The organism is Streptomyces sp. NBC_01381 (genome assembly GCF_026340305.1).
GTDB lineage: Bacteria > Actinomycetota > Actinomycetes > Streptomycetales > Streptomycetaceae > Streptomyces.
This window is the reverse complement of the sequence record NZ_JAPEPI010000001.1, coordinates 683,676-709,750: the sequence shown is the minus strand read 5'-3', so window position 1 is coordinate 709,750 and position 26,075 is coordinate 683,676. Positions and strand designations below refer to the sequence as shown.

The 26,075-nt window shown below is 71.3% G+C and carries 25 protein-coding genes; 16 read left to right on the top strand and 9 right to left on the bottom strand.

What is annotated here, in order from left to right; genetic code table 11:
* Window positions 1-55: 55 nt before the first annotated feature.
* On the top strand, window positions 56-946 hold the full coding sequence (locus OG453_RS03430) for a J domain-containing protein (protein ID WP_266864368.1): 891 nt from the start codon (window positions 56-58) through the stop codon (window positions 944-946).
* 56 nt (window positions 947-1,002) lie between these two features.
* Complete coding sequence (locus OG453_RS03425; RefSeq protein WP_266869690.1) at window positions 1,003-1,332, top strand: rhodanese-like domain-containing protein; 330 nt, start codon at window positions 1,003-1,005, stop codon at window positions 1,330-1,332.
* Between the two features lie 64 nt (window positions 1,333-1,396).
* Here the strand turns inward: OG453_RS03425 and OG453_RS03420 are convergent, their stop codons facing one another.
* From OG453_RS03420 to paaA, 6 genes are all read right to left on the bottom strand, one after another.
* Window positions 1,397-2,530 carry an acyl-CoA dehydrogenase family protein gene (locus OG453_RS03420; RefSeq protein WP_266864366.1) on the bottom strand — a complete coding sequence of 378 codons (1,134 nt, stop codon included), beginning with the start codon at window positions 2,528-2,530 and terminating at the stop codon, window positions 1,397-1,399.
* A 135-nt stretch (window positions 2,531-2,665) separates the two neighbouring features.
* Window positions 2,666-3,736: a 2Fe-2S iron-sulfur cluster-binding protein gene (locus tag OG453_RS03415; protein ID WP_266864364.1), complete on the bottom strand. Its 1,071-nt coding sequence runs from the start codon at window positions 3,734-3,736 to the stop codon at window positions 2,666-2,668.
* Entirely contained in the window at window positions 3,736-4,269 is a 534-nt protein-coding gene (paaD, locus tag OG453_RS03410) for a 1,2-phenylacetyl-CoA epoxidase subunit PaaD (protein WP_266864362.1), read from the bottom strand. Before paaD ends, OG453_RS03415 begins: the two co-directional genes overlap by 1 nt.
* Window positions 4,263-5,003, bottom strand: coding sequence for a 1,2-phenylacetyl-CoA epoxidase subunit PaaC (gene paaC / locus OG453_RS03405; protein ID WP_266864360.1), 741 nt, complete (start codon window positions 5,001-5,003; stop codon window positions 4,263-4,265). The genes paaD and paaC overlap by 7 nt, the downstream gene beginning before the upstream one ends.
* Entirely contained in the window at window positions 5,000-5,290 is a 291-nt protein-coding gene (gene paaB, locus OG453_RS03400) for a 1,2-phenylacetyl-CoA epoxidase subunit PaaB (RefSeq protein ID WP_135336541.1), read from the bottom strand. Before paaB ends, paaC begins: the two co-directional genes overlap by 4 nt.
* Window positions 5,287-6,285 (bottom strand): 1,2-phenylacetyl-CoA epoxidase subunit PaaA, encoded by a 999-nt coding sequence (gene paaA, locus OG453_RS03395; RefSeq protein ID WP_266864357.1) that lies wholly within the window; start codon window positions 6,283-6,285, stop codon window positions 5,287-5,289. The genes paaB and paaA overlap by 4 nt, the downstream gene beginning before the upstream one ends.
* A 225-nt stretch (window positions 6,286-6,510) precedes the next feature.
* Between paaA and OG453_RS03390 the strand changes: the two genes are divergently transcribed.
* The 3 genes from OG453_RS03390 to OG453_RS03380 are packed head-to-tail and all read left to right on the top strand — an operon-like array spanning window position 6,511 to window position 9,358.
* Window positions 6,511-7,314 carry a DUF5819 family protein gene (locus OG453_RS03390; protein ID WP_266864355.1) on the top strand — a complete coding sequence of 268 codons (804 nt, stop codon included), beginning with the start codon at window positions 6,511-6,513 and terminating at the stop codon, window positions 7,312-7,314.
* Window positions 7,311-8,573, top strand: a complete 1,263-nt coding sequence (locus OG453_RS03385; RefSeq protein WP_266864353.1) for an HTTM domain-containing protein — start codon at window positions 7,311-7,313, stop codon at window positions 8,571-8,573. The genes OG453_RS03390 and OG453_RS03385 overlap by 4 nt, the downstream gene beginning before the upstream one ends.
* Window positions 8,570-9,358 carry an RNA methyltransferase gene (locus OG453_RS03380; RefSeq protein ID WP_266864351.1) on the top strand — a complete coding sequence of 263 codons (789 nt, stop codon included), beginning with the start codon at window positions 8,570-8,572 and terminating at the stop codon, window positions 9,356-9,358. The genes OG453_RS03385 and OG453_RS03380 overlap by 4 nt, the downstream gene beginning before the upstream one ends.
* A gap of 15 nt (window positions 9,359-9,373) precedes the next feature.
* On the opposite strand, the gene paaN is transcribed toward OG453_RS03380, so the two are convergent.
* Window positions 9,374-11,065 carry a phenylacetic acid degradation protein PaaN gene (gene paaN, locus OG453_RS03375; RefSeq protein WP_266864350.1) on the bottom strand — a complete coding sequence of 564 codons (1,692 nt, stop codon included), beginning with the start codon at window positions 11,063-11,065 and terminating at the stop codon, window positions 9,374-9,376.
* A 195-nt stretch (window positions 11,066-11,260) separates the two neighbouring features.
* Between paaN and OG453_RS03370 the strand changes: the two genes are divergently transcribed.
* Together OG453_RS03370 and OG453_RS03365 are read left to right on the top strand one after the other, a co-directional pair.
* Window positions 11,261-12,772 carry a 3-hydroxyacyl-CoA dehydrogenase gene (locus tag OG453_RS03370; RefSeq protein ID WP_266864349.1) on the top strand — a complete coding sequence of 504 codons (1,512 nt, stop codon included), beginning with the start codon at window positions 11,261-11,263 and terminating at the stop codon, window positions 12,770-12,772.
* A complete protein-coding gene (locus OG453_RS03365) occupies window positions 12,769-13,362 on the top strand; it encodes a TetR/AcrR family transcriptional regulator (RefSeq protein ID WP_266864348.1) in 594 nt (197 codons plus the stop codon). Before OG453_RS03370 ends, OG453_RS03365 begins: the two co-directional genes overlap by 4 nt.
* Before the next feature lie 4 nt (window positions 13,363-13,366).
* Here OG453_RS03365 and OG453_RS03360 read toward each other — a convergent pair whose 3' ends face one another.
* Window positions 13,367-13,927, bottom strand: coding sequence for an Lrp/AsnC family transcriptional regulator (locus OG453_RS03360; RefSeq protein WP_266864347.1), 561 nt, complete (start codon window positions 13,925-13,927; stop codon window positions 13,367-13,369).
* Between the two features lie 190 nt (window positions 13,928-14,117).
* Here OG453_RS03360 and pdhA point away from each other — a divergent pair, with 190 nt between their 5' ends.
* From pdhA to OG453_RS03315, 9 genes are all read left to right on the top strand, one after another.
* Entirely contained in the window at window positions 14,118-15,290 is a 1,173-nt protein-coding gene (gene pdhA, locus OG453_RS03355; RefSeq protein ID WP_266864345.1) for a pyruvate dehydrogenase (acetyl-transferring) E1 component subunit alpha, read from the top strand.
* Window positions 15,287-16,315 carry an alpha-ketoacid dehydrogenase subunit beta gene (locus OG453_RS03350; protein ID WP_266864343.1) on the top strand — a complete coding sequence of 343 codons (1,029 nt, stop codon included), beginning with the start codon at window positions 15,287-15,289 and terminating at the stop codon, window positions 16,313-16,315. Before pdhA ends, OG453_RS03350 begins: the two co-directional genes overlap by 4 nt.
* On the top strand, window positions 16,315-17,805 hold the full coding sequence (locus tag OG453_RS03345; RefSeq protein WP_266864341.1) for a dihydrolipoamide acetyltransferase family protein: 1,491 nt from the start codon (window positions 16,315-16,317) through the stop codon (window positions 17,803-17,805). Before OG453_RS03350 ends, OG453_RS03345 begins: the two co-directional genes overlap by 1 nt.
* A 74-nt stretch (window positions 17,806-17,879) precedes the next feature.
* On the top strand, window positions 17,880-18,842 hold the full coding sequence (locus OG453_RS03340; RefSeq protein WP_266864340.1) for an NTP transferase domain-containing protein: 963 nt from the start codon (window positions 17,880-17,882) through the stop codon (window positions 18,840-18,842).
* Window positions 18,839-20,758 carry a molybdopterin molybdotransferase MoeA gene (locus OG453_RS03335; protein WP_266864339.1) on the top strand — a complete coding sequence of 640 codons (1,920 nt, stop codon included), beginning with the start codon at window positions 18,839-18,841 and terminating at the stop codon, window positions 20,756-20,758. The genes OG453_RS03340 and OG453_RS03335 overlap by 4 nt, the downstream gene beginning before the upstream one ends.
* A complete protein-coding gene (locus tag OG453_RS03330; protein ID WP_266864338.1) occupies window positions 20,746-21,867 on the top strand; it encodes a TrkA family potassium uptake protein in 1,122 nt (373 codons plus the stop codon). Before OG453_RS03335 ends, OG453_RS03330 begins: the two co-directional genes overlap by 13 nt.
* 39 nt (window positions 21,868-21,906) lie before the next feature.
* Complete coding sequence (locus OG453_RS03325) at window positions 21,907-22,884, top strand: NAD(P)H-quinone oxidoreductase (protein ID WP_266864336.1); 978 nt, start codon at window positions 21,907-21,909, stop codon at window positions 22,882-22,884.
* A 191-nt stretch (window positions 22,885-23,075) separates the two neighbouring features.
* Window positions 23,076-23,471, top strand: a complete 396-nt coding sequence (locus tag OG453_RS03320; protein ID WP_266864334.1) for a hypothetical protein — start codon at window positions 23,076-23,078, stop codon at window positions 23,469-23,471.
* Window positions 23,472-23,557: 86 nt separating this feature from the next.
* The gene (locus tag OG453_RS03315) at window positions 23,558-24,100 is read left to right on the top strand and encodes a bacterial proteasome activator family protein (protein WP_266864332.1); all 543 of its coding nucleotides are present in this window, start codon (window positions 23,558-23,560) and stop codon (window positions 24,098-24,100) included.
* Window positions 24,101-24,207: 107 nt separating this feature from the next.
* Here the strand turns inward: OG453_RS03315 and OG453_RS03310 are convergent, their stop codons facing one another.
* Window positions 24,208-25,848, bottom strand: a complete 1,641-nt coding sequence (locus OG453_RS03310) for a protein kinase (protein ID WP_266864330.1) — start codon at window positions 25,846-25,848, stop codon at window positions 24,208-24,210.
* Window positions 25,849-26,075 lie beyond the last annotated feature (227 nt).

Below are 26,075 nucleotides of genomic sequence, written 5' to 3'. Positions count from 1 at the left end.
GAGAGATGCGGGCCGTGGCAGCTGGGGCGGTTGCCCGGTGACCTAGGCTGGACAGGTGACGACCCCGGAAGCCGAGCCGACGCAGCCTGAGACACCTGACCCCGAGTCCGCCGATGCCGACCGCGGAGCTCCTGAGGGGGCTTCTGGCGGGGAGGCGGGGCAAGGGGCCGGTGGGCGGCCCGAGGACCGGCTCGAGAAGGCGGTGCGGGCGGCCGAGCAGGCGCTGATCGAGTACGAGATCGCCGTCGAGACGTTCCGGGTCGAGGTGGAGAACTTCTCCCGGCTTCACCACCAGAAGCTCGGCCCGATGTACGCGCGCCTGGACGAGCTGGACGCGGAGATCGCCGAGGCCTTGGCGGCCCGCAGCGGTGACCCGGAGGACCGGCGCAAGGCGGACGAGGCGCGGGCGCGGGTCATGCCGATGCCGGGCGTCGAGGAACTGTTCCACGGCTGGATGGACACGGACGGGCTCTACCCGGAAGCCGCCGCGATGCTGACCGAGCAGTCGGTGCGGCCGCCGCAGCGGGTGCGGCCGAGCGACGAGGCCCGCAAGCTCTTCCGCGACCTGGTCCGCAAGGCCCACCCCGACCTGGCGCAGGACGACCAGGAGCGCGCCCGCCGCGACGAGTTCATCACGCGGGTCAATGCCGCCTACGCCCGCGGGGACGAGCCCCTGCTGCGGGAGCTGTCCGACGAGTGGGCCGCGGGGCCGGTGCCCGATGCGCAGCGGCCGAGCCGCAGCGAGGAGCTCTACGCCCGCCTCGAGTGGCTCGCCCAGCGCAAGGAGCTGCTCTCCGTGGTCGCCCGTGACCTTGAGGAGGGCGCGATCGGCTCGATGCTGCGGATGGCGCCGGACGACCCGGACACCTTGCTCGACGAGATCGCCGAGCAGCTGCTCGCGCAGGTCACCGAGCGCGAGGCGGAGCTGGCGCGGCTCACCGCCTAGGCGGTTGACCGTGCGGGCCTTCGGGTAGCGTCGGAGACATGGTTTTCGGTTCTCAGGTGCCCACGGTCGTCGTCGACGACCTCGCGAACGGTGATTTTCTCCTTGACGTCCGCGAGGACGACGAGTGGCAGGCGGGGCATGCCGCGGGTGCGCTGCACATCCCGATGAGTGAGTTCGTCGCCCGCTACGGCGAGTTGACCGAGGCCGCGCCGCAGGACGGCAGGGTCCACGTCATCTGCCGGTCCGGGGCGCGCTCGGCGCAGGTCGCCATGTACCTCGGGCAGCAGGGCATCGACGCGGTGAACGTCGATGGCGGCATGCAGGTCTGGCAGGCCACGGGCCGGCCCGTGGTCGACGACAAGGGCCAGCCGGGCACCGTGATCTAGTTCTTCGTCCGCGGTGTCAGCCGCGGTTTCGGTCACTTTCCCAGCCGCGTTCCCAGCCGCGTTCTCAGCCGAGGGGGTGGGCGGCCAGCAGGTCGCCCAGGGCCTCCTCATGCGCCGCGGCCGGGCCGAGGGACAGCTCCAGCTGCTTGGCCCAGGCGTGGTAGCGGTGCAGCGGGTAGTCGGTGTCGGAGCCGAAGCCGCCGTGCAGATGCTGCGCCGTCTGCACCACCCGCCGTACGCCGTCGGAGGCCCAGATCTTCGCGACGGCCACGTCTCCCGTGGCGGGCAGGGCGCCGCTCGCGCCGGTGCTGACGCGCCAGGCGGCCTGCCAGAGGGTGACCTCCATCGCGCGCAGGTCGATATAGCGGTCGGCGGCCTGCACGGCCACGGCCTGGAAGGTGGCGACGGGGAACCCGAACTGCTCCCGCTTGCTGGTGTATTCGCCGGTCATCCGCAGCACGCCCTCGCCGAGGCCGAGAGCAAGCGCGCAGGTGCCGGTGGCGAGCAGATCGCGCAGCCGGTCCCAGGCCCCGTCGGCCTCGATGACGTCGCCGGCGCCGATCCGCACCGACTCCAGGCGGAGCTCGCCGAGCCGCTCCCCGTTCGTGGAGACCTGCTCGCCGAGGGTGAGGCCCTCGTGCACGCGCGGGATCAGGGCGAGCAGGGACCGGCCGGCGGTCGTGTGGGCGGGCACCACCACGATGTCGGCGTTCTGCGCCCAGGGCACGGCCGTCTGGACGCCGTCGAGCAGCCAGTCTTCGCCGTCCCGCCGTGCGGTGACGGCGAGTTCGGCGGGGTCGTGGCCCGTGCGTCCGCTCGCCGCGACCGTCAGGACCAGCTCACCGCGGGCGGCCGGGGCGAGGATGCGGCGCTTCAACTCCTCGCCGCCATGGGTCTGTACGGCGTACGCGGCCGCGCTGCTCTCCAGGAGCGGGACGCGGGCGAGCACCTTCGCCGACTCGCGCAGGACCAGGCAGAGGGCGATCGCGTCCAGGCCCGCGCCGTCGTACTCGGGGTCGAGGAGCAGGCTCAGCAGGTCGGCGTCGGCGAGCTTGGCCCACAGCGCGCGGTCGAAGTCCTCGGCCACCGCTCCCGGGGTGAGGGCGGGACTGGGCACTCCGTCCGGGGCGACGGAGGCGAAGACCGCCTTCGCCGCCTCGACGGCCGCCTGCTGTTCCTCGGTGAAGGTGAAGTCCACTGCTTGTCCCTCCGCGCCCCGGTCGACCGACGTGCCGTCGTTTCTGACGAGTCGTCAAGATAGAACAGGTTCTATGGGAAGGGAACAGCGGCGGTCCGCTCCGTGGGCGCCGGACCGTTCGGCGGCGTTGACCGCTCAGCGGTCGAAGTCCAGCTCCACCGTGTCCGTGGCGGGATGCGACTGGCAGGCCAGGACATAGCCGGCGTCGGTCTCCTCGGGCTCCAGCGCGAAGTTGCGGTCCATCCGCACCTCGCCCGAGACCCGGAAGGCCCTGCAGGTCCCGCACACGCCGCCCTTGCAGGCGTACGGCGCGTCCGCGCGGTTGCGCAGCACGGTGTCGAGCAGGGACTCCCCGTCGCGCACCGGCCAGGTGCCGGAGCGTCCGTCGAGGGTGACCGTCACGGTGCTGTGCGAGGGGGCCGTGGCAGGGACGGCAGGGGTCGCGAGGCCGTCGTCCACGTGGAATATCTCCTCGTGGATGCGCTGTCGCGGCACACCGAGGCCGCGGAGCGTTCTCTCCGCACCCTGCACCAGACCGAACGGACCGCAGAGGAACCAGGCCGAGACCTCCCCGACGCTCAGCAGCGCCGGCAACAGGCTGCCGAGCCGCTCCTCGTCGAGCCGCCCGGAGTCGAGCCCCGACTGCTGCTCCTCCCGGGAGAGCACCGTCACCAGCTGGAACCGGTCCGGCCAGCGGTCCTTGAGGTCGGCGACCTCTTCGAGGAACATCGTCGACGCCGCCGTGCGGTCGCTCCGGATGAGACAGAACGTGGCGTCCGGCTCGCGCGCGAGAAGCGTCGTCACGATGGAGAGCACCGGTGTGATGCCGCTGCCGCCCACCACCGCCGCGTACCGCCCGGGCGCCGGTTCCAGGGTGAACCGGCCTGCCGGGGTCATCACTTCCAGTTCGTCGCCGACGACGACTTCCTTCATGGCGTACGTCGAGAAGGCGCCGCCCTCGACGAGCCGCACCCCGACGCGCAGAGTGCGGGGCCCTTCGGGGGCTGCGGGGTCCGGCGCCGGTGCGCAGATCGAGTAGGTGCGCCGGATCTCGGTGCCGTCGACGAAGCGGCGCACGGCCAGGTGCTGACCGGCGTCATAGCGATACTCCTCGCGCAGGGCGGGAGGCACGTCGAAGGTCAGGGCCACGGAGTCGTCGGTGAGCTGGTCGACCGCCGTTACCCGGAGCTGGTGGAAGCGCGCCATCACAACTCCTTGAAGTGGTCGAACGGTTCACGGCAGGAGACGCACCGGCGCAGCGCCTTGCAGGCCGTCGACGAGAAGCGGCTGAGCAGTTCGGTGTCGGTCGAGCCGCAGTGCGGGCAGCGGACCGAGAGGGTGAGGGGGACAGGACCGCCGGAGCTGCCGGGCTCGCCGGCGCTGTGCGGGCGCGGGGGTGCGATGCCGAACTCGGCCAGCTTGCGGCGGCCTTCGGCGCTGATGTCGTCCGTCGACCAGGCGGGAGAGAGCACGGTGCGGACCGATACCTCGGCCATCCCGCGCTCGTGCAGGACCTGCTCGATGTCGGCGGTCATGGTCTCTATGGCCGGGCAGCCCGTGTAGGTGGGGGTCAGCTCGACATCGACCTTGCCCGGTGCGCGGACATGGACGGCGCGGAGCACTCCGAGCTCGGCCAGGGAGAGCACGGGCAGCTCCGGGTCGGGCACCGACCCTGCGATGGCCAGGAGTTCCTTCTCCAGGGCGGTGGGCATCTCGGGTGCGGTCGGCGTGGTCACCATGACGCCCCCGGGTGGCTGCGGTGCAGATGCTGCATCTCGGCGAGCATCCGCCCGAAGGACTCGGTGTGCAGACCCTGGCGGCCCGCACCCGCCGTCCAGGCCCCTTCCTGGGGACCGGAGGGCACGGTCAGCGTCGCCTTCTCGATGACCGCGGTCACCGATTCCGTCCAACCCTCGCGCAACGCTTCCCAGTTGACACCGTCGGAGTCGCCGAGGCCCTCCACCGGCCGGAACATTTCCCCGGTGAACCGCCACAGCGCGTCGATCCCGCGCTGCATGCGCTCATGGCTCTCGGCCGTCCCGTCGCCGAGCCGCAGCGTCCACTGCTCGGCGTGGTCCTGGTGGTAGGCGACCTCCTTGACCGCCTTCGCCGCCAGCGGTGCGAACGCGCCGTCCCCGCCCGCCAACTGCCCGTACAGCAGGGATTGGTATGTGGAGAAGTAGAGCTGGCGGGCGATGGTGTGGGCGAAGTCGCCGTTCGGCTGCTCGACCAGCTGGACGTTGCGGAAGGCGCGCTCCTCGCGCAGATACGCCAGCTCGTCCTCGTCGCCGGCCATCGAGAGCAGGATGCGGGCCTGGCCGAGCAGGTCGAGGGCGATGTTCGCGAGGGCGACGTCTTCCTCCAGGACGGGTGCGTGGCCCGCCCACTCCCCGAGGCGGTGCGAGAGCACCAGCGCGTCGTCGCCCAGGGCGATGGCCGCGGCGGTGGCGGTCGTGGAAACGGGCGCGGTCACAGGTGCTTCACCCCCTCCGGGATGTCGTAGAAGGTCGGGTGGCGGTAGGGCTTGTCGCCCGCCGGCTCGAAGAACGAGTCCTTCTCGTCGGGCGAGGAGGCCGTGATCTCCGTGGAGGGCACGACCCAGATCGAGACGCCTTCGCTGCGGCGCGTGTACAGATCGCGGGCGTTGCGCAGGGCCATCTCCGCGTCCGGCGCGTGCAGGCTGCCCGCGTGGGTGTGCGAGAGCCCGCGGCGGGAGCGCACGAACACCTCCCACAGCGGCCAGTCGGTCGAGCTGCTCATGCCTTCGCCTCCCCGTGCTTGGCGGCGAACGCCGCCGCTGCCTCACGCACCCACGCGCCCTCGTCGTGAGCGCTCTTGCGCTGGGTGATCCGCTGTTCGTTACAGGGGCCGTTGCCCTTGAGGACCGCCCAGAACTCCGTCCAGTCGATCGGGCCGAAGTCGTGGTGCCCGCGCTCCTCGTTCCAGGACAGGTCCGGGTCGGGGAGGGTGAGGCCGAGGGATTCGGCCTGGGGGACGCAGATGTCCACGAAGCGCTGGCGCAGCTCGTCGTTCGAGTGGCGCTTGATCTTCCAGATCATCGACTGCTCCGAGTGCGACGACTCGTCGTCGGGCGGGCCGAACATCATCAGGGACGGCCACCACCAGCGGTTCACCGCGTCCTGGGCCATTGCGTGCTGGGCCTCGGTGCCGCGGCTGAGGGCGAGCAGTGATTCGTACCCCTGACGCTGGTGGAACGACTCCTCCTTGCAGATGCGCACCATCGCGCGGGCATAGGGGCCGTACGAACAGCGGCACAGGGGGACCTGGTTGGTGATCGCGGCGCCGTCCACCAGCCAGCCGATCGCGCCCACGTCGGCCCAGGTCAGGGTCGGGTAGTTGAAGATCGACGAGTACTTCTGGCGGCCCGAGTGGAGCTTGTCGAGCAGCTCGTCGCGGCCCGTGCCGAGCGTTTCCGCCGCGCTGTAGAGATACAGGCCGTGTCCGGCCTCGTCCTGCACCTTGGCCATCAGGATCGCCTTGCGCCGCAGGGACGGGGCGCGCGTGATCCAGTTGGCCTCCGGCTGCATGCCGATGATCTCGGAGTGGGCGTGCTGCGCTATCTGCCTCACCAGCGACGCGCGATAGGCGTCCGGCATCCAGTCGCGGGGCTCGATCCGCTCGTCGGCCGCCACCGCGGCGTCGAACGCGGACTCGTACGCCGCTGTGCTCGCGGCGTCCGTCCCGGTCACGCCCGGCTCGGACCGGGCCGTCTGGTGCTCGGCTGCTGTCGCCATCGCGGTCCCCCTCGACCTCTAGCTAGCTACCGACCGATCGTTCGGTTCGTTGAATTCAATGGTGCGGCTCAGCGCCATAAGGTGTCAACCCTGTGGATAACTTCACGGACGCTGTGCCTGGCGGGCAGGCCTGAGTACCGTTCCGGTGCGGAGCGGGCGGTAGTGAGCCGTGTGACGGGCGGACCAGCGGGCGCATCACGGTGCGGGATCGGGAATCGGGGCCAAATGGACGCGAACGACAACAGTGCGAGCGAGCCGTCGACCCCACCACCCACCGGCGCCCCCTCCGGCACCGACGACGCCCCTGCCGGCACCGACGACGCCCCCGCCGTCCCCTCCGCGCCCCCCAGCGGACTCACCGCGCCCCCCACCGGAATCGCCGCCCTCTCGCCGCGCTATCAGATCGCGGCCGTCCTCGCGCTGGTGATCGTCGCGGCCACGGTCTGTGTCCACGTCGCGATGCTCTTCCTGCATGTCGCCCCCGCGAACACGATGACCAAGCAGCACGGCGAGGTCGTCGACGACTGGATCTACCCCGAGTTCGAGCAGAACTGGAAGCTCTTCGCGCCCAACCCGATGCAGCAGAACATCGCGGTGCAGGCCCGCGCCGAGATCCGCACGGAGGCGGGGACCACCCGGACCACCCGCTGGTACGACCTCTCCGCCCAGGACAGCGCCGCCATCGACGGCAATCTGCTGCCCAGCCACACCCAGCAGAACGAGCTGCGCAGGGCTTGGGACTTCTACGTCGGATCGCACGACGCGCAGAATCGTCCCAGCGGCCTGCGAGGTCAGCTCGCCGAGCGCTACCTCCACCGCATCGCGCTGCTGCGCGTCGACCGTGCCGAGCCCATCGGCAAGGGCGACGCCATCGAGCGCGTCCAGGTCCGCTCCAGGACCACCAACGTGCCGGCCCCGGAGTGGAGCGACGAGAAGGTCGCCACCAAACCGGCGTTCCGCCTGCTGCCGTGGTCGTCCGTGATCTCCGAGGACATGCCGTTGGCCAAGGACCCGGAGGACGCCCGATGACGGGAGGACGCCCGACGACAGGAGGACGCCCGATCAATCGCTTCGGCTCCCAGCTCGCCCGCGGTATCGGCCACGTCAGCGGATCAGCGCTCGGCCCCTACCAGACCGCCGTGATCCGCATCGGCTTCGCCGCCACCTGGCTGTTCTTCCTGTTGCGCGAGTTCCCCCATCGAGCGGAGCTGTACGGTCCTGACGGTCCGTGGAACTGGGACATGGCCCAGCAGCTCATCGCCAACAACGAGGCCTTCACGGCCTTGATGTGGTCCGACAGCGACCTCTGGTTCGAGCTCGTCTACGCCGTCGCCGTCATCAGCAGCGCCCTGTTCCTGCTCGGCTGGCGCACCCGCACGATGTCCGTGCTCTTCATGATCGGCGTGCTCTCGCTGCAGAACCGCTCCATCTTCATGGGCGACGGCGGAGACAACGTCATCCATCTGATGGCGACCTACCTGGTCCTCACGCGCTGCGGTCAGGTCTGGTCCCTTGACGCCCGGCGCGCCGCACGCGCGCGTGCGGGGGCCGTGGAGGCGGGCGGTCCCGCGGAGCCCGTCGACCGGGTCGGGCCCGTGCTGTGGTGGGTCCTGGGCCTCGGCCTCTCCGTGGTGACGCTCTTGGGGCAGCTCAGCGGCGGCTGGCTCCTTGTCTTCTGGGGGCTGTGGCTGATCCAGGGCCTGTGGTGGGCCGTCGGACGGCGCGCGCCCGGCGGCGAGGCGCGGATGCTGCTCGACGTCGTCGCCAAGCTCGCGCACAACGCCGCACTGCTCGTGATCATGGTCGAGGCGTGCCTGATCTATGCGACGGCAGGCTGGTACAAGATCCAGGGAAGCCGCTGGCAGGACGGCACGGCCGTCTACTACCCGCTGCAGCTCGACTCCTTCTCCCCCTGGCCCGCGCTCTCCGATCTGCTCGCATCGCACGGCCTCATGATCATGCTGGTGACCTATGGAACGGTCGCCGTGCAGGTGGCCTTCCCCTTCACCCTCTTCAACAGAAGGGTCAAGAACGTCCTGCTGGCCGCCATGATCTGCGAGCACGCGGTCATCGCGGTCATCCTCGGGCTGCCGTTCTTCTCGCTGGCGATGATCGCGGCCGACGCGGTGTTCCTGCCGACGTCGTTCCTGCGGCGCGTGGGCGGATGGGCGGCACGCGCGCGTGGAGCCGTCTTTTCCCGGGGCGGCACGGTGCCGGCGCAGCGCGTGGCGGATGCGGAAGCGGCCCCGGAAGCCGCTGAGCACGCGCGCGTAGGCTTCCCTTCATGACAGGGACGTACGCGGATGACGTGGCCGGATCGGGCGATGCGGTGCGCGCCTGGCGGGGCCTCGCCGACACGTCCGTGCTGCTCGACGGCTTTCACGCCATCAAGCACGCCCTGCGCTTCGGGGCGCGGATTCCGGCGGCGCTTGCGGGCGACAGGGCCGCCGTCCTCGACCTCGCCGACGAGCTCGCGCCGGATGTGCGGGACGCTCTCGACGCGCTCCTCGTGCAGGTTCCCGAAGAGAAGCTGCGGGATCTTGTGCCGCGCCTGCACCCGACGGGTGTGGCCGCGCTCGCGGTACGTCCCTCGCGGACGGCCAATCTGGAGGCGCTGGCACGGGTGCCGAGGGCCGCTCCGGTCGTCGTCCTGGACGATCCGCGCAATCTGGGGAACGCGGGGGCGGTGATCCGGCTCGCCGCGGGATTCGGGGCGACCGGGGTCGTCACGACCGGCACGCTCGACCCCTGGCACCCCACGGTCGTGCGTGGTGGCGCGGGCCTGCACTTCGCGACGGCCGTCGAGCGGATGGACGTCTCCGAGCTGCCCGCGGGGCCGATGTTCGCGCTCGACGCGGAGGGCGAGGACATCCGCGGTCTGAAGCTGCCGGACGACGCCGTGCTGGCCTTCGGGTCCGAGCGCAGTGGCCTGTCCCCGCAACTGCGGGCCCGCGCCGACCACTTGGTGTCCCTGCCGATGCGGCCCCAGGTCTCCAGCTACAACCTGGCGACCAGTGTGGGGATGGCGCTCTTCCACTGGTCGGCGGGCAGGCCTCCGGGCGCGGAGGCCTGAACCCGCCGCCGGGCGTCAGGCGTCCCTGCGGATCTCCACCACGCGGAACCGGTTGGCCACGAACGCGCCGTCGCACAGGGCCGAGTTCGCCGCCGGGTTGCCGCCCGAGCCGTGGAAGTCCGAGAACGCCGCCGTCTGGTTCACATAGACGCCGCCCGTGAGGTTCAAGGAGAGCTGGGCGCACTCCTCGAGGCAGGTCTCCTCCACGGCCTGCGACACCTCGTCCGACGTCGTGTACGCGCCGACCGTCATCGCGCCCTTGTCGCGCACCGTGCGGCGGAGCAGCTCCACCGCGTCCGTCGCCGAGTCGACCGCCACGGCGAAGGAGACGGGACCGAAGCACTCGCTCAAGTAGGCCGCTTCTGCGTCCGGCTTCGCGCCGTCCAGCTTCACGATCACCGGCGTGCGGACCACGGCGTCCGGGAACTCTGGGTTGGCGATCTCCCGTGAGGGGAGGGCGACTTCACCGATTCCGGCGGCCGCCTCCAGGCGTGCCTTCACATCGGGGTTGACCAGGGCTCCGAGGATGCCGTTCGCCCGGGCGTCGTCGCCGAGCAGGCCGTTCACCGACGCGGCGAGGTCGGACACCACGTCGTCGTACGACTTGGTGCCGACGTCCGTGGCGATGCCGTCGCGCGGGATGAGGAGGTTCTGCGGGGTCGTGCACATCTGGCCGCTGTACAGCGACAGGGAGAAGGCCAGGTTGGCCAGCATTCCCTTGTAGTTGTCCGTCGACTCGACGACGACCGTGTTGACGCCGGCCTTTTCCGTGTAGACCTGCGCCAGGCGGGCGTTGGTCTCCAGCCAGTCGCCGAAGGCCGTCGAGCCCGTGTAGTCGATGATCTTGATCTCGGGGCGGACGGCGAGGGTCTTGGCGATGCCCTCGCCGGGGCGCTCGGCGGCCAGGCACACCAGGTTCGGGTCGAAGCCCGCGTCGGCGAGGACCTCGCGGGCGATGCGGACGGTCAGGGCCAGCGGGAGGACCGCGCGGGGGTGGGGCTTGACCAGGACCGGGTTGCCGGTGGCCAGGGAGGCGAAGAGGCCCGGGTAGCCGTTCCACGTCGGGAACGTGTTGCAGCCGATCAGGAGCGCGATGCCGCGCGCCACGGGCGTGAAGCGCTTGTCCAGAGCGATCGGGTCGCGCTTGCCCTGGGGCTTGGACCACTCGGCGGCATCAGGGGTGCGCGCCTGCTCCACATACGCGTACGCCACCGCTTCCAGGCCGCGGTCCTGGGCGTGCGGGCCGCCCGCCTGGAACGCCATCATGAAGGCCTGGCCGCTGGTGTGCATGACCGCGTGCGCCAGCTCGTGCGTGCGCGCGCTGATGCGCTTGAGGATCTCCAGACAGACCATCGCGCGCACTTCCGCGCCCGCGTCGCGCCAGGCCCGCATTCCGGCCCGCATCGCAGGGAGCAGCGTGTCGATGTCCGGGTGGGGGTACGTGATGCCCAACTCGGGGCCGTACGGCGAGACTTCCGCGCCCACCCAGTCGTCCGTGCCCGGCTGGTCGAGGTCGAAGCGGGCGCCCAGGAGGGCGTCGAAGGCGGTCTTGCCCTCCGGCAGGCTCAGGCTGCCGTTCTCTCCATAGGCCTTGGGGTGCTCGGGGTGCGGCGACCAGTACGCGCGCGTGCGGATCGTCTCCAGCGCCTGGTCAAGGGTGGGCCGGTGGGTGGCGATCAGCTGGTGCGCGGTGAGTTCGGCGGCCATGTCGGACCAACTCCTCGTCGTGCCGGCTCTTCGTCGAGCCGACGGGCCGGGCAGGGCAGTGGGCAGGAACAGACGGACAGAGCTAGAGTAACCGAACGATCGGTCGGGACAAGGGGGTCCGCCGAACCTGTGGACAAGTTCTCGCCGGGCACCCCGCACCCTCCGGCGGACACCTCGTGCGGGAGGATCGCGAGCATGACAGCACTCGAGCTCAGCAGCCCCGTTGCCGTCGTCGGCACCGGCACCATGGGGCAGGGCATCGCCCAGGTGGCCCTGCTCGCGGGCCACCCCGTGCGGCTGTACGACGCCGTGCCGGGCCAGGCGCAGAAAGCGGCCGGAGTGATCGCGGCCCGCCTGGACAGGCTGGTCGAGAAGGGCAGGCTGACGGCCGACGACCACGCCGCCGCCGGTGACCGGCTCACGCCCGTCGAGAGCCTCGCGGGGCTTGCCGGGTGCGGGCTCGTCATCGAGGCGATCCTGGAGCAACTGGACGTCAAACAGCGTCTCTTCGAAGAACTCGAAGGGATTGTCGCCGAGGACTGTCTCCTCGCCACCAACACGTCATCCCTGTCCGTCACCGCCATCGCGGGCACCCTCGACAAGCCCGGCCGCTTCGTGGGCCTGCACTTCTTCAACCCCGCGCCGCTGCTCCCGCTCGTCGAGGTGGTCAGCGGCTTCGCGACCGAAGAAACGGCGGCCACGCGCGCGTACGAGACGGCGAAGGCCTGGGGCAAGACCCCGGTGCGCAGCGCGGACACCCCCGGCTTCATCGTCAACCGCATCGCGCGCCCCTTCTACGCCGAGGCACTGCGCCTCTACGAGGAGCGGGCCGCCGACCCGGCCACGATCGACGCGGTCCTGCGCGAATGCGGCGGCTTCAAGATGGGCCCCTTCGAGCTCACCGACCTCATCGGCCAGGACGTGAACGAGGCGGTCACCCGCTCCGTGTGGGAGTCCTTCTTCCAGGACCCCAAGTTCACGCCCTCGCTCGCCCAGCGCCGCCTCGTCGAATCGCGCCGCCTGGGCCGCAAGTCCGGACAGGGCTGGTACGCGTACGGGGGCGACGCCGTGCCTGCGGAGCCGCACACCGCGGCGCCGGCGAAGGCCCCCGAGTCCGTCGTCCTCCACGGCGATCTCTTCCCGGCGGACGCGCTCGTCGACCTCATCAGGAAGGCGGGCATCCGGGTGGGCCGCGGGAAGGGCGTCCCGAGCTACCCGGGCTTCATCGAGCTCCCCAGCGGCGTGCACCTCGCCCTGGCCGACGGAACCGCGGCCGACGCTGCGGCGGAGCCCACGATCCACTTCGACCTTGCGCTGGACTACCGGGCCGCGACCCGGATCGCCCTGGCGCCGTCGAGCAGGGTGGGCGAGCAGGCCCTGAACGAGGCGATCGGCCTCTTCCAGGCGCTCGGCAAGAAGGTCAGCGTCATCGGGCACACCCCGGGGATGATCGTGGCCCGCACGGTGTGGATGCTCGTCGACTTCGCGCTGGACGCAGTGGGCCGCGAAGTGGCGAGCGCCGAGGACATCGACACCGCGATGCGGCTGGGCGTCAACTACCCGCTGGGCCCGCTCGAATGGGGCCGCCGCCTCACCGCGTACCGGGTGGCCGAGTCGCTCGATGTCCTGAACGACGAGTACCCGACGGGGCGTTACGCACCGTCCCAGGCCCTGCGGCGTCAGGCCGTGCGAGAGGAATACTCATGACCACCGCACGGCGGGACACGTACACCCCGGAGACGCTGCTCGGCGTGGCCGTGCGGGTCTTCAACGAGCGTGGCTACGACGGCACGTCCATGGAGCACCTCTCCAAGGCGGCCGGCATCTCCAAGTCCTCGATCTACCACCATGTGTCGGGCAAGGAGGAGCTCCTCCGCCGCGCGGTGAGCCGGGCGCTCGACGGGCTCTTCGGGATCCTCGGCGAGGAGCACGCGCGCGTGGGCAGCGCCGTCCAGCGCCTGGAGTACGTCACGCGCCGCACCGTCGAGGTGCTCGTGGCCGAACTGCCCTATGTGACGCTGCTCCTTCGGGTGCGCGGCAACACGGACACCGAGCGGTGGGCCATGGAGCGGCGCAGGGAGTTCGACCAGCAGGTCGCCGCACTGCTCAAGGAGGCCGTCGCGGACGGCGATCTGCGCTCGGACGTCGAGCTGCGCCTCGCCACCCGGCTGCTCTTCGGCATGATCAACTCCATCGTGGAGTGGTACCGCCCGGACGCCCGCGGCGCCTCATCGGGGGAGCAGGTCGCCGACGCCGTCGTCCAGCTGGCCTTCGCGGGGCTGCGCAGCGCGGCCTGACGGCTCAGCTCTCCGGCTCCAGGTCGTCCTCCTCGAAGACCAGCAACGTACGCGTGCTGAGCACTTCGGGGATGGACTGCAGCCGGGTGAGCACCAGCTCGCGCAGCGCGCGGTTGTCCGGCGTGTGCACCAGGAGCAGTACGTCGAAGTCGCCGCTGACCAGTGCGATGTGGGAGGCGCCTGGCAGCGTGCGCAGATGCTCGCGCACCGTGCGCCAGGTGTTCTGGACGATCTTGAGCGTGATGTATGCGGATGCCCCCTGACCTGCCCGTTCATGGTTGATCCTGGCGCCGAAGCCGCGGATCACGCCGTCGTCGATGAGGCGGTTGATCCGCGCGTACGCGTTGGCGCGTGACACATGGACGCGCTCGGCCACGGAACGTATCGACGCGCGACCGTCCGTGTGCAGGATGTGCAGAATGTCCCGGTCGATGGCGTCCAGCGGGCGCGGCAGACCTTGCTGGCGCTCGGGCGACCGCTCGCCGAGCCGCTCTTCCGGCTGCTCGCCCGACCGCTCTTCCGGACGATCGCCGTCGTGCCCGTCGGCCATTCGTTCAGATGCCATGCCCCCCCGCCTCCCTACCATGGACGTACTGCATCCATCCCAGGCTGTGGAGAACCGTTTGTCCACAGCCTGGAGGTGCCTGTAGCCAAAATGTGCCGACGACCGAACAATCGGTAGGTGAGGCGCCTCACATTGCCGCGCCTCTTTTGCCGCTCCCAAGAGGAGATCGCTTCCACATGGAGGTGCCGACATGACGGTCATGGAGCAGCGGGGCGTCTACCGGCCCACCCCGCCACCCGCATGGCAGCTCAGGACCGATCCCGCGCCGCTGCTGCCCGACGCGGAGCCGTACCGCGTCCTTGGCACGGAAGCCGCGGGCAAGGCCGACGAGGAGCTGCTGCGCCGCCTGTACGCGGAGCTGGTGCGCGGCCGCCGGTACAACGCGCAGGCGACGGCCCTCACCAAGCAGGGCAGGCTCGCCGTCTACCCCTCGAGCACCGGCCAGGAGGCCTGCGAGGTGGCCGCCGCGCTGGCCCTGGAGGAGCGGGACTGGCTCTTCCCCAGTTACCGAGACACGCTCGCCGCGGTCGCCCGGGGCCTCGACCCCGTGCAGGCGCTGACCCTGCTGCGAGGCGACTGGCACACCGGGTACGACCCCCGGGAGCACCGCATAGCTCCCCTGAGCACCCCCCTCGCGACCCAGCTCCCGCACGCCGTGGGCCTCGCGCACGCCGCGCGCCTCAAGGGCGACGACGTGGTCGCGCTCGCCATGGTCGGCGACGGCGGCACCAGCGAGGGCGACTTCCACGAAGCGCTGAACTTCGCCGCCGTATGGCAGGCACCCGTCGTCTTCCTGGTGCAGAACAACGGCTTCGCGATCTCCGTGCCGCTCGACAAGCAGACGGCGGCCCCGTCCCTGGCCCACAAGGCCGTCGGGTACGGCATGCCGGGACGCCTGGTGGACGGCAACGACGCGGCGGCGGTGCACGAGGTGCTCGCCGAGGCGGTGTCCCGCGCGCGTGAGGGCGGTGGCCCCACCCTCGTCGAAGCGGTGACGTACCGCATGGAAGCCCATACGAACGCAGACGACGCCACGCGCTACCGAGGTGACGCCGAGGTCGAGGCCTGGCGCGACCACGACCCGATTCTGCTCCTGGAGCGGGAGTTGACCGAGCGAGGACTGCTCGACGAGGACGGGAAGCGGGTGGCCCGTGACGCCGCCGAGGTCATGGCGGCCGATCTGCGCGAGCGCATGAACCAGGACCCCGAGCTCGACCCCATGGACCTGTTCACGCACGTGTACGCCGAGCAGACCACCCAACTGCGGGAACAGGCGGCCCAGTTGCGGGCCGAGATCGAAGCATCCGAAGAAGACGACGCGGTCGGCGCGGACGGCGCGGATGGCGAGGAGAACGCGCGATGAGCACGCTCGCGGCCGAACGGGCCGCCAAGAAGGCCGCAAAACCGGCCACCATGGCGCAGGCGCTGGGCCGCGCGCTGCGTGACTCGATGGCCGAGGATCCGACCGTGCACGTCCTCGGAGAGGACGTCGGGGCGCTCGGCGGGGTCTTCCGGATCACCGACGGACTCACCAAGGAGTTCGGCGAGGACCGCTGTACGGACACACCGCTCGCCGAGGCCGGCATCCTGGGGACGGCCGTGGGCATGGCGATGTACGGCCTTCGGCCCGTCGTCGAGATGCAGTTCGACGCCTTCGCCTACCCCGCCTTCGAGCAGCTCATCTCGCACGTGGCGCGGATGCGGAACCGCACGCGGGGCGCGATGCCGCTGCCCATCACGGTGCGCGTGCCCTACGGAGGTGGCATCGGGGGCGTCGAGCACCACAGCGACTCCTCCGAGGCGTACTACATGGCGACTCCGGGGCTCCATGTCGTCACGCCCGCCACGGTCGCCGACGCCTACGGACTGCTCAGGGCGTCCATCGCCTCCGACGACCCGGTCGTCTTCCTGGAGCCGAAGCGCCTCTACTGGTCCAAGGCCGACTGGAACCCGGACGCGCCGCAGACCGTGGAGCCCATAGGCCGCGCGGTGGTGCGGCGCACCGGACGCAGCGCCACGCTCCTCACGTACGGCCCTTCCGTGCCCGTCTGCATGGAGGCGGCCGAGGCGGCCGTCGCCGAGGGCTGGGACCTCGAAGTGGTCGACCTGCGCTCCCTTGTGCCGTTCGACGACGAGACGGTGTGCGCTTCGGTACGGCGGACGGGCCGCGCGGTCGTCGTGCACGAGTCGGGCGGCTTCGGCGGACCCGGCGGGGAGATCGCCGCTCGCGTCACGGAGCGGTGCTTCCACCATCTGGAGGCGCCGGTGCTGCGCGTCGCGGGATTCGACATCCCCTATCCGCCGCCGATGCTCGAGAAGCACCACCTGCCGGGCGTGGACCGGATCCTGGACGCGGTCGCGCGGCTGCAGTGGGAGGCGGAGAGCTGATGGCGCAGGTGCTCGAATTCAAGCTGCCCGACCTGGGGGAAGGCCTGACCGAGGCCGAGATCGTCCGCTGGCTCGTCCAGGTCGGAGACGTCGTCGCGGTCGACCAGGCGGTCGTCGAGGTCGAGACGGCCAAGGCGATGGTGGAGGTGCCCTGCCCCTACGGGGGCGTGGTGACCGCCCGGTTCGGCGAGGAGGGGGCCGAACTACCGGTGGGCGCCCCACTGTTGACGGTCGCCGTGGGCGCACCGGCCGGGAGCCACGCTCCGGAGGAGCCTGCGGAGCGGGCCCTGCAGGCGGCTGCCGCCGAGGAGTCGTCGGGGAACGTCCTGGTGGGGTACGGCACGACGGCGGCGCCGGCGCGGCGCAGGCGGGTGCGGGGGACTGCGCGGCCTGCGGCGCCGCAGGCTCCCGCGCCGGAGCCCGTCGCGCCGGTCGATGCCGGGGTGCGGGACACGCGCCCGCGGGTGGACGGTCCTGTTCCGGTGATCTCGCCCCTCGTACGGAAGCTGGCGCGTGAGAACGACGTCGACCTGCGCGGACTGCCGGGTTCCGGACCCGACGGGCTGATTACGCGGGCCGACGTGGAGGGTGCCATCGCGGCGGAGCGTGCGATCGAGCGCGGGGCGGAGCTCACCGAGGGACAGGTGAGCGACGAGGTGCGCGAGGCCGTGACGCAACGGGTCATGGCGCGCAAGGCCGCCGTGCGCGAGGACGACGAGCTCATCCGCGCGGGCCGTGCCGAGTCGCGCCGTCTGGTGGAGGCGGGCGGCGAGCCCGTGCACGCGGGACTGGCGTCCCGGCATCCGCTGACCGGCATCCGTGGTCTCGTGGCCGACAAGATGTCCCGCAGCAGGCGCGAGATACCGGAGGCCACCTGCTGGGTCGACGCCGACGCGACGGAACTGCTCGCGGCGCGTGCCGCGATGAACGCCTCCGTGAAGGAGGGCGACGGCCGCAAGATCTCGCTGCTCGCCCTGTTCGCCCGCATCAGCGTGGCCGCGCTGGACCGCTATCCGATGCTCAACTCCACGGTGGACATGGAGGCGCGCGAGGTGGTCCGGCTCGCCGACGTCCACCTCGGTTTCGCCGCGCAGACCGACCGCGGGCTCGTCGTCCCCGTGGTGCGGCACGCCCACACGCGGACCACGGATTCCGTCAACGCGGAGCTGATCCGGCTGACGGAGGCCGCGCGCGACGGGAAGCTGACGCCCGGGGAACTGACGGGCGGCACCTTCACGTTGAACAACTACGGGGTGTTCGGGGTCGACGGCTCCACGCCGATCATCAATCACCCCGAGGCGGCCATGCTGGGCGTGGGCCGGATCGTGCCCAAGCCATGGGTGCACCAAGGGGAGTTGGCGGTGCGGCATGTCGTGCAGCTCTCGCTCACCTTCGACCACCGGGTGTGCGACGGCGGCACGGCCGGCGGGTTCCTGCGGTTCGTGGCGGACTGCGTGGAGCAACCTGCGGTGTTGCTGCGAGGGGTGTGAGGGGCGCAGGGGCAGTGGTGTGAGTCCCCGTACAGAGGGGTGGCATTGATCCTTCGTACGCCCATACTCGGGGGATGACCGCGCAAAGGGCTCCAGAGGGCGCCGCATCCGCCCCGTACGACGCCGTGGTGCTGGCGGGCGGCGGCGCCAGACGGCTCGGCGGGGCGGACAAGCCGGGCGTCCGGGTCGGCGGCCGGGCGCTGCTCGACCGGGTGCTCGGCGCGTGTGCCGACGCGGGGGTCACCGTCGTCGTCGCGGGGCCACGTCCGACCGCGCGCCCGGTGGTGTGGGCGCGCGAGGAGCCCGCCGGAGCGGGGCCGCTCGCCGCGCTCGAGGCGGGGCTGCGGCGTACGGCGGCGGAGCGGGTGGTGGTGCTCTCCGCCGATCTGCCGTTCCTGGGGGAGCGAACCGTGCGGCGGCTTGTCGCCGCGCTCGGCGAAGATCCCGTGGCGGGCGGCGCGGTGGACGGTGCGGTGCTCACCGATCCCGGTGGCCGGGACCAGCCGCTGGTCGCGGCCTACCGAAGTGCCGCGCTGCGGCGGGAGATCGACGCGCTCGCGGACGAGCACGGTGGTCTGACGGGGCTTCCGCTGCGGCGGCTCACCGCGCGGCTCGCGCTGACGCGGGTCGCCGATCCCGTAGCGTCCTTCGACTGCGACACCTGGGACGACATCGCCGCCGCCAGGGCGCGTATCAGGGAGCATGGGCACGTGTTGGATGAATGGATTTCCGCAGTCAAGGACGAACTGGGCATCGAGCTCGACGTCGACACCGGCATCCTGCTCGACCTCGCCCGCGACGCGGCGCACGGAGTGGCCAGGCCGGCCGCCCCGCTGACCACGTTCCTCGTGGGGTACGCGGCCGCCGCGGGCGGGGCGGGAGCCGGGCCCGAAGCGGTGGCCGACGCGGCTCGCAAGGCGGCGGCGCTGGCCGCGCGGTGGGCGGCGGAGGCCGCCGACGGCGGTGCCGAGCCCAAGCCGGGCGCCGGTTCCGCGGAGCCGGACGCCGGGGCCGCCACCCGGCCGGACGCCGGATGAGCGGGCAGCCACTGCCGGACGCCGAGCTCGACGAGGCTCTCGCCCTGGTGAACGACGACTATGTACGCCGCGGACAAGGCGCCTCCGGCGTCCCGGGTGCGCAGACCGCCCCGGACGAGCGGGCGCCGGGCGGCGGCGCGCAGCCGAGCGAGGGCAGCGCTCCGGCCGACGGGGGCACCCCGGGCACGCCGGGCGCTTCGAGCGGGGACAACACCCCGGCTGGGCATGGCGCCCCCGGTGGGCAAGACGCCCCCAGCGGGGAAGGCGCCCCGAGTCAGCAGGCGCCGCAGGGTGAACAGCCGGGCGACGGCGGCGCCTCGGCCGGCCGCGGGACCCCGAGCACGCCGCGCACCTCGCACTCGCCCGGCGCTCCCGGCCAGCACAGCGCCCCCAGCGGGCACAGCACCCCAAGTCAGCCGGCGCCGCAAGGCGAACAGCCGGGCGACAGCGGTGCTTCGGCTGGCCGCGGCACCCCGAGCACCCCGAGCACCCCGAGCACGCCGCGCACCTCGCGCACCCCGAACTCACCGGGCGCCCCCAGCGGGCACAGCGCCCCCAGCGGGCACAGCGCCCCCAGCCAACACAGGGCCCCGGCCAAGGACGCCACCCCCGCCCAGCCCAGCACCCCCGCCACGGACGCCACCCCCGCCCAACACAGCACCCCCAAGCGCACCCCCAACCAGGCCCCCAACCACCGCGACATCACCCCCTGGCCCGCCGCCCGTGCCCTTGCCGCGCGGGCTCCCCGGCCCGTTCCCTCCGGGGTCGTGCCCGCGTCCGTGCCCCTGGAGCAGGCGCTCGGGCTCGTGCTTGCGGCGGCCGTTGTCGCGCTCACCGATCTGCCCTCCTTCGACACCTCGGCCATGGATGGCTGGGTCGTCGCCGGGCCGGGGCCCTGGGTCGTTCTCGACGAGGGGATTCTGGCCGGGCAGGAGGGGACCGTGTCGCTCGCCGACGGGGACGCGGTGCGGATCGCGACCGGGGCCCGGATCCCGAGGGAAGCCACGGCTGTCATCCGCCGCGAGCACGGACTCATCGACGACAAGGGGCGGCTGCACCCGCAGCGTGACGTCGCGCACGGGCAGGACATCCGGCCGCGCGGCCAGGAGTGCCGCTCCGGCGATCAACTCCTGCCGCCCGGTGCCCTGGTGACCCCGGCGGTCCTTGGCCTCGCCGCGGCCGCCGGTTACGACCGGCTGCCGGTGGTCCCCCGCCCCCGTGCCGAAGTCCTGATCCTGGGCGATGAGTTGCTGACCGAGGGACTCCCCCACGACGGTCTCATCCGGGACGCGCTCGGGCCCATGCTGCCGCCCTGGCTGCGATCACTCGGCGTCGACGTCATCGGCGTACGGCGGCTCGGTGACGATGCCGAGGCGCTGCGTCAGGCCATCACCACCTCCACCGCCGATCTGATCGTCACCACCGGCGGGACCGCCGCCGGGCCCGTCGACCATGTCCACCCGATCCTGAGCCGCATCGAAGCCGAGCTCCTCGTGGACGGCGTCGCGGTGCGTCCGGGGCATCCCATGCTGCTGGCACGGATCCGCTCCGACCAGCACCTCGTCGGGCTGCCGGGCAATCCGCTCGCCGCCGTCTCGGGGCTGCTGACCCTGGCCGAGCCCCTGCTGCGCACACTCTCGGGGCGCCCCGTGCCGGTACCGTACACGGCTGTCGTACGCGAGGACGTGCACGGGCACCCGCACGACACCCGGCTCGTCCCCGTCACGCTCCGCGGTGACGACGCGCTGCCCTTGCACTACAACGGGCCCGCGATGCTGCGCGGCGTCGCGGTGGCCGAGGGGCTCGCCGTGGTCCCGCCCGGCGGCGCGCGCAAGGGCCAGGAGCTGGAGATTCTCGACCTGCCCTGGGCTGTGCCCGAAGGCGGCGGCTACGCGACCGAGGTGTGTTTCACGTGAAACTTCACGGCCAGGACGCGATCGCCCGCAACCCCGACGAACATCTGGTGACCCACCGGATCAAGCTGCCGCGACGGGTCGTCGAACGACCTCTGCGGCAGGTCGGCAAGCGGCTGCTCATCGCGCTCGGGGTGCTCGCCCTGACGACCTTCATCGTCTGGATCGACCGCGGCGGCTACCACGACAACTCGGACGACGCGATCGACTTCCTCGACGCCGCCTACTACTCCACCGTCACGCTCTCCACCACGGGCTACGGCGACATCGTCCCGTACAGCGACAGCGCGCGGCTCTGCAACATCCTGCTGATCACGCCGCTGCGTGTGCTCTTTCTGATCATCCTGGTCGGGACCACACTTGAAGTACTCACGGAACGTACGCGCGAGGAATGGCGTCTGAACCGTTGGAGGTCCAACTTGCGTGAACACACCGTCGTCGTCGGCTTCGGCACCAAGGGCCGTTCCGCGATCCAGACCGTCCGTGCGACCGGTCTGAAGGCGGAGCAGATCGTGGTGGTCGACCCGAGCGCGAAGGTCGTCGACGCCGCCACCGCCGAGGGGTACGCGGGTGTCATCGGCGATGCGACGCGCAGTGATGTGCTGCTCCGTGCCGAGGTGCAGCGTGCCCGGCAGATCATCATCGCTACGCAGCGCGACGACACCGCCGTCCTGGTCGCCCTCACCGCCCGGCAGATGAACCGCGGGGCGAAGATCGTGGCCGCGGTGCGCGAGGAGGAGAACGCGCCGCTGCTGCGGCAGTCCGGCGCGGACGCGGTGATCACCAGCGCGAGCGCGGCGGGTCGGCTGCTCGGGCTCTCCTGCCTCAGCCCCAGCGCCGGCATGGTCATGGAGGATCTGATCCAGCAGGGCAGCGGCCTCGACCTCGTCGAGCGGCCGGTCATAAAGGCCGAGGTGGGCCTGGGCGTCCGGGAGACGGACGATCTGATCGTGAGTGTGGTGCGGGGGCACCGGGTGCTCGGGTACGACGATCCCGCCGTCGGGAAGCTGCAGTTGATGGACCGTCTCATCACCATCGTGCGGGCCTCGCCGCAGGCCACGGTGACGCCTGACGCGCGCCCGTCTCCGCCGGGTGGAGGGATCCGGGCCTAGCCGAACCGGCCGGATTCGCCGGGGAGTAGCCTCGCCCGCATGCATGCGATCACGATCCCTGAAGCCGGTGGGCCCGAAGCGCTCGTGTGGGCCGAGGTCCCCGATCCCGTACCTGGTGAGGGCGAGGTTCTCGTCGAGGTCGCGGCCAGTGCCGTGAACCGCGCCGACCTGCTCCAGCGCCAGGGTTTCTACAACCCGCCGCCCGGCTCGTCCCCGTACCCGGGACTGGAATGCTCGGGCCGCGTCAAGGCGATCGGCACCGGAGTCTCCGGCTGGGAGATCGGCGACGAGGTCTGCGCGCTGCTCGCGGGCGGCGGCTACGCCGAGCAGGTCGTCGTTCCCGTGGGCCAGCTGCTGCCGGTGCCGGAGGGCGTCGACCTCGTCACGGCGGCCGCGCTGCCCGAGGTGACCTCGACCGTCTGGTCGAACGTCTTCATGATCTCCCACCTGCGGCCCGGCGAGACGTTCCTCGTGCACGGCGGCTCCAGCGGCATCGGCACCATGGCGATCCAGTTGGCGAAGGCCGTCGGCGCCAAGGTGGCGGTCACCGCGGGCAGCAAGGAGAAGCTGGACTTCTGCCGGGAACTCGGCGCGGACATCCTCGTCAACTACCGCGAGCAGGACTTCGTAGAGGAGATCAAGAACGCCACGGACGGCGCGGGCGCGGACGTCATCCTCGACAACATGGGCGCGAAGTACCTGGACCGGAATGTGCAGGTCCTCGCGACCAGCGGACGCCTCGCGATCATCGGCATGCAGGGCGGTATCAAGGGCGAGCTGAACATCGCCACGCTCCTGGGCAAGCGGGCCGCCATTACGGCGGCGTCGCTGCGGGCGCGTCCCTTGGAGGAGAAGGCCGCCATCGTGGCGGCGGTGCGGGAGCATGTGTGGCCGCTGATCGGTGCGGGGCATGTGCGTCCGGTTGTCGACCGGACGGTGCCGTTGCCTGATGCGGCGGCGGCGCATCGGGTGCTTGAGGAGAGCTCGCATATTGGGAAGGTGCTGCTCGTTCGCTGAATTCTGCGGGCCCGTTGTGGCTGGTCGCGCCCACGCGGCGGAGCCGCACATGTCACAGCCCCGCGCCCCTTACGGGGCCCGTTACCGGGGCCCGCCGAGATGCCGGACCTCTCCCGCTATGTGACGCTTGATCCCAGCTTCAGTGATCTCTCTCGATCTTGGCGATCCGGTAGCGGGAGGGGGTCAGCGCGGTGACTCCACGACTCAAGCCGTTGGTGGTTTCGGCGGTGTTCCTGACCGCCACCGTTCTCCCCTCCTCGTACGTCTCGTATGCCGCGTACGCCGTCGAGCCCTCCCCCAGCGAGACCTTCGCCGGGAGTATCCCCGGCGAAGGCAGGGCCAGGCCGGGACGCGCTGAGCCGTTGCCCCCGCCCCCTTCGGTGTCCGTGCCGGCCCACCCGCCGCAGCCGAAGCCGCGGCCGTCCCTGGCGCAGCAGCCCGCCACCAAGACCACCGCCTCCGACGCCACCCGGAAGACCGCCGCTGAGCCCGTCGTCCCCGGCCTCAGCGTCCTGCCGCTCGGCAGCGGCCTCGTCCTGATCGGCCTCGGCCTGGGGTTCTTCGCCGTGCGGCTGCGCGGCGGCTGACACGGCCGACGGCTTTGTACACGGTGGATCACCGGCTTATGGGGGCACCACCGATGTGTGATGTACGGGTGCGAGAGAATGGCGGCATGGAGATGCCGAGGAACGAACGGTCGCCGGAGAGCCCCCAAGTCCTGGTTGTCGGACAGGACGGAATGGCGCTCGGCGGCGGCGGAGACGACGACTCCCACGAGGTCCCGGTGACGGAGATGGTCGAACAGCCGGCCAAGGTCATGCGCATCGGCAGCATGATCAAGCAGCTGCTCGAGGAGGTGCGGGCGGCTCCTCTGGACGAGGCGAGCCGGGTACGGCTCAAGGAGATCCACGCCAGTTCGGTCAAGGAGCTCGAGGACGGTCTCGCCCCCGAGCTCGTCGAAGAGCTGGAGCGGCTCTCTCTTCCGTTCACGGAGGAGACGACGCCGAGCGACGCCGAGCTGCGGATTGCCCAGGCCCAGCTGGTGGGCTGGCTCGAAGGGCTCTTCCACGGGATCCAGACGACCCTGTTCGCGCAGCAGATGGCGGCGCGGGCGCAGCTGGAGCAGATGCGGCGCGCGTTGCCGCCCGGCATGGGCGGTGGCGAGGAGGACGAGGACGGCGGCATCGCGGGGCGCTCCGGAGGGCCTTACCTCTAGGTCCTCCAGGTCCTCTAGACGGTCGCCAGATACCGAACGAACAACGCGGAGGGCCCGGTCACGAGGTGACCGGGCCCTCCGCCTTGCCGTGGATGATCAGGCGGTGATCAGGAGGGGTTGCCCGTGGAGACGGTGAACTGGATCTCCACGTCGTCCGGGTCGACGTCGGAGCCTTCCTTGGGGGTCTGCGTCATGACGGTGTCCTCCCCGTAGGTGTTCTCGTCCATCTCGCTCTTGTCGTACTCCCAGCCGGCCGCCTGCAGGCACTTCTGCACGGAACGCCAGTCCATGAATGTGAAGTCCGGGACCTTGATCTTGTTCTCGTCGTTGTACGCCGTGTCCGGCTCGGTGCACTCTTCGGTCTCGATCGTCTTGGTCCGGTCCGGACCTCGGTGCCCGGCCACCGGCGCGTTCGACTTCTTGTCCTTGGGGTCCTTGCCGCCCTCATCGCCGCCGCCCAGCGAGACCGCCGCGATCACGCCGCCGATGGCCAGCAGCGCGACGACGATCGAGCCGACGACCACCGGCATGTTCTTCTTGCCGCCGCCCGAGCCCGAGCCGCCGCCCTGGCCCTGCACGGACGTCTGCGCCGGCTGCGGCGAGACCGTGTACGGCGGCGGGGTCTGCGAGGCCTGCGGTGCGTACGCGTTCGTGGGCGGCGGGGTCTGGTAGCCGGCCTGCTGCGGGTAGCCGTAGCCCGGGGTCACCGGGGCCGGGGTGGCCGGGCCGTACGGACCCGGCTGGTACGGCGTCTGGACGTTGCCGCCCTGCGGCATCGAGGTGTCGACCGGCGGGAAGACCGCCGAGCCGACGCCCGCGCCACTCGCCGTCTGGGCGCCCGGCACGATGCTCGGCGCGGCCGCCTGGAAGGACTGGGCGACGCGCAGGCACTCGTCCCGCATCGCCTCCGCGGTCGGGAAACGCTCGTTCGGGTTCTTCTTGAGCGCGCGGGCGACGATCGCGTCGAGCGCCGGCGGCAGCGAGCGGTTGATCGAGGACGGAGCGACCGGCTCCTCCTGGACGTGCGCGTACGCGATGGCCAGCGGCGAGTCCGCCTCGAACGGCAGCCGGCCGGTGGTCAGTTGGAAGAGCATGATGCCGACCGAGTACAGGTCGGAGCGGGCGTCGACGCCGCGGCCGAGTGCCTGCTCCGGCGACAGATACTGCGGGGTGCCGACGACCATGCCGGTCTGCGTCATGGAGGTGACGCCGGACTGCATGGCGCGGGCGATGCCGAAGTCCATGACCTTGACGACGTTGCGCTTCGTCATCATCACGTTGCCGGGCTTGATGTCGCGGTGGACCAGGCCCATCTCGTGGCTGATCTCGAGCGCGGCGAGCACATCGGCGGTGATCTTCAGCGCCTGGTCGGTCGGCATCGCGCCGAACTGCGCGACGGACGCGTCGAGGACGGAGCCGAGCGGCTTGCCCTCCACGTACTCCATGACGATGTACGGCATCGTCGCGCCGTCGAGATCGTCCTCGCCGGTGTCGAAGACCGAGACGATGTTCGTGTGCGTGAGCTTGGCCACCGACTGGGCCTCGCGGCGGAAGCGCTCGCGGAACGACTGCTCGCGGCCGAGCTCGGTGTGCAGCGTCTTGATCGCGACCTGACGGTCGAGTACCGAGTCGTACGCAAGGTGAACGGAGGCCATGCCGCCCTCACCGAGAAGATCGCGCAGCTGATACCGGCCACCGGCCAGCGAACGCCCCGCATACCGTCCCTGTGCGCCGTCCTGGCTGCTCATGTCGTGCGTCCCCCATCGGCGCGGTGTGCCGGACGGCTCCGCGATCGGTGATCGATTCCCGCTATTCCTGGCCAAGTCTGCCCGAGGGCACTGACACGTCAAGCTCGATGCCCGTTCCGTGACCGTACGCGCAAGAAGCGTCTCGGAAGCGTTACAAGTTTGCGCATCGACCCCCATGGCGGGTTTGATGTCCGGTCCACCTCGAACCGACGTGCCGCGTTAAGGCT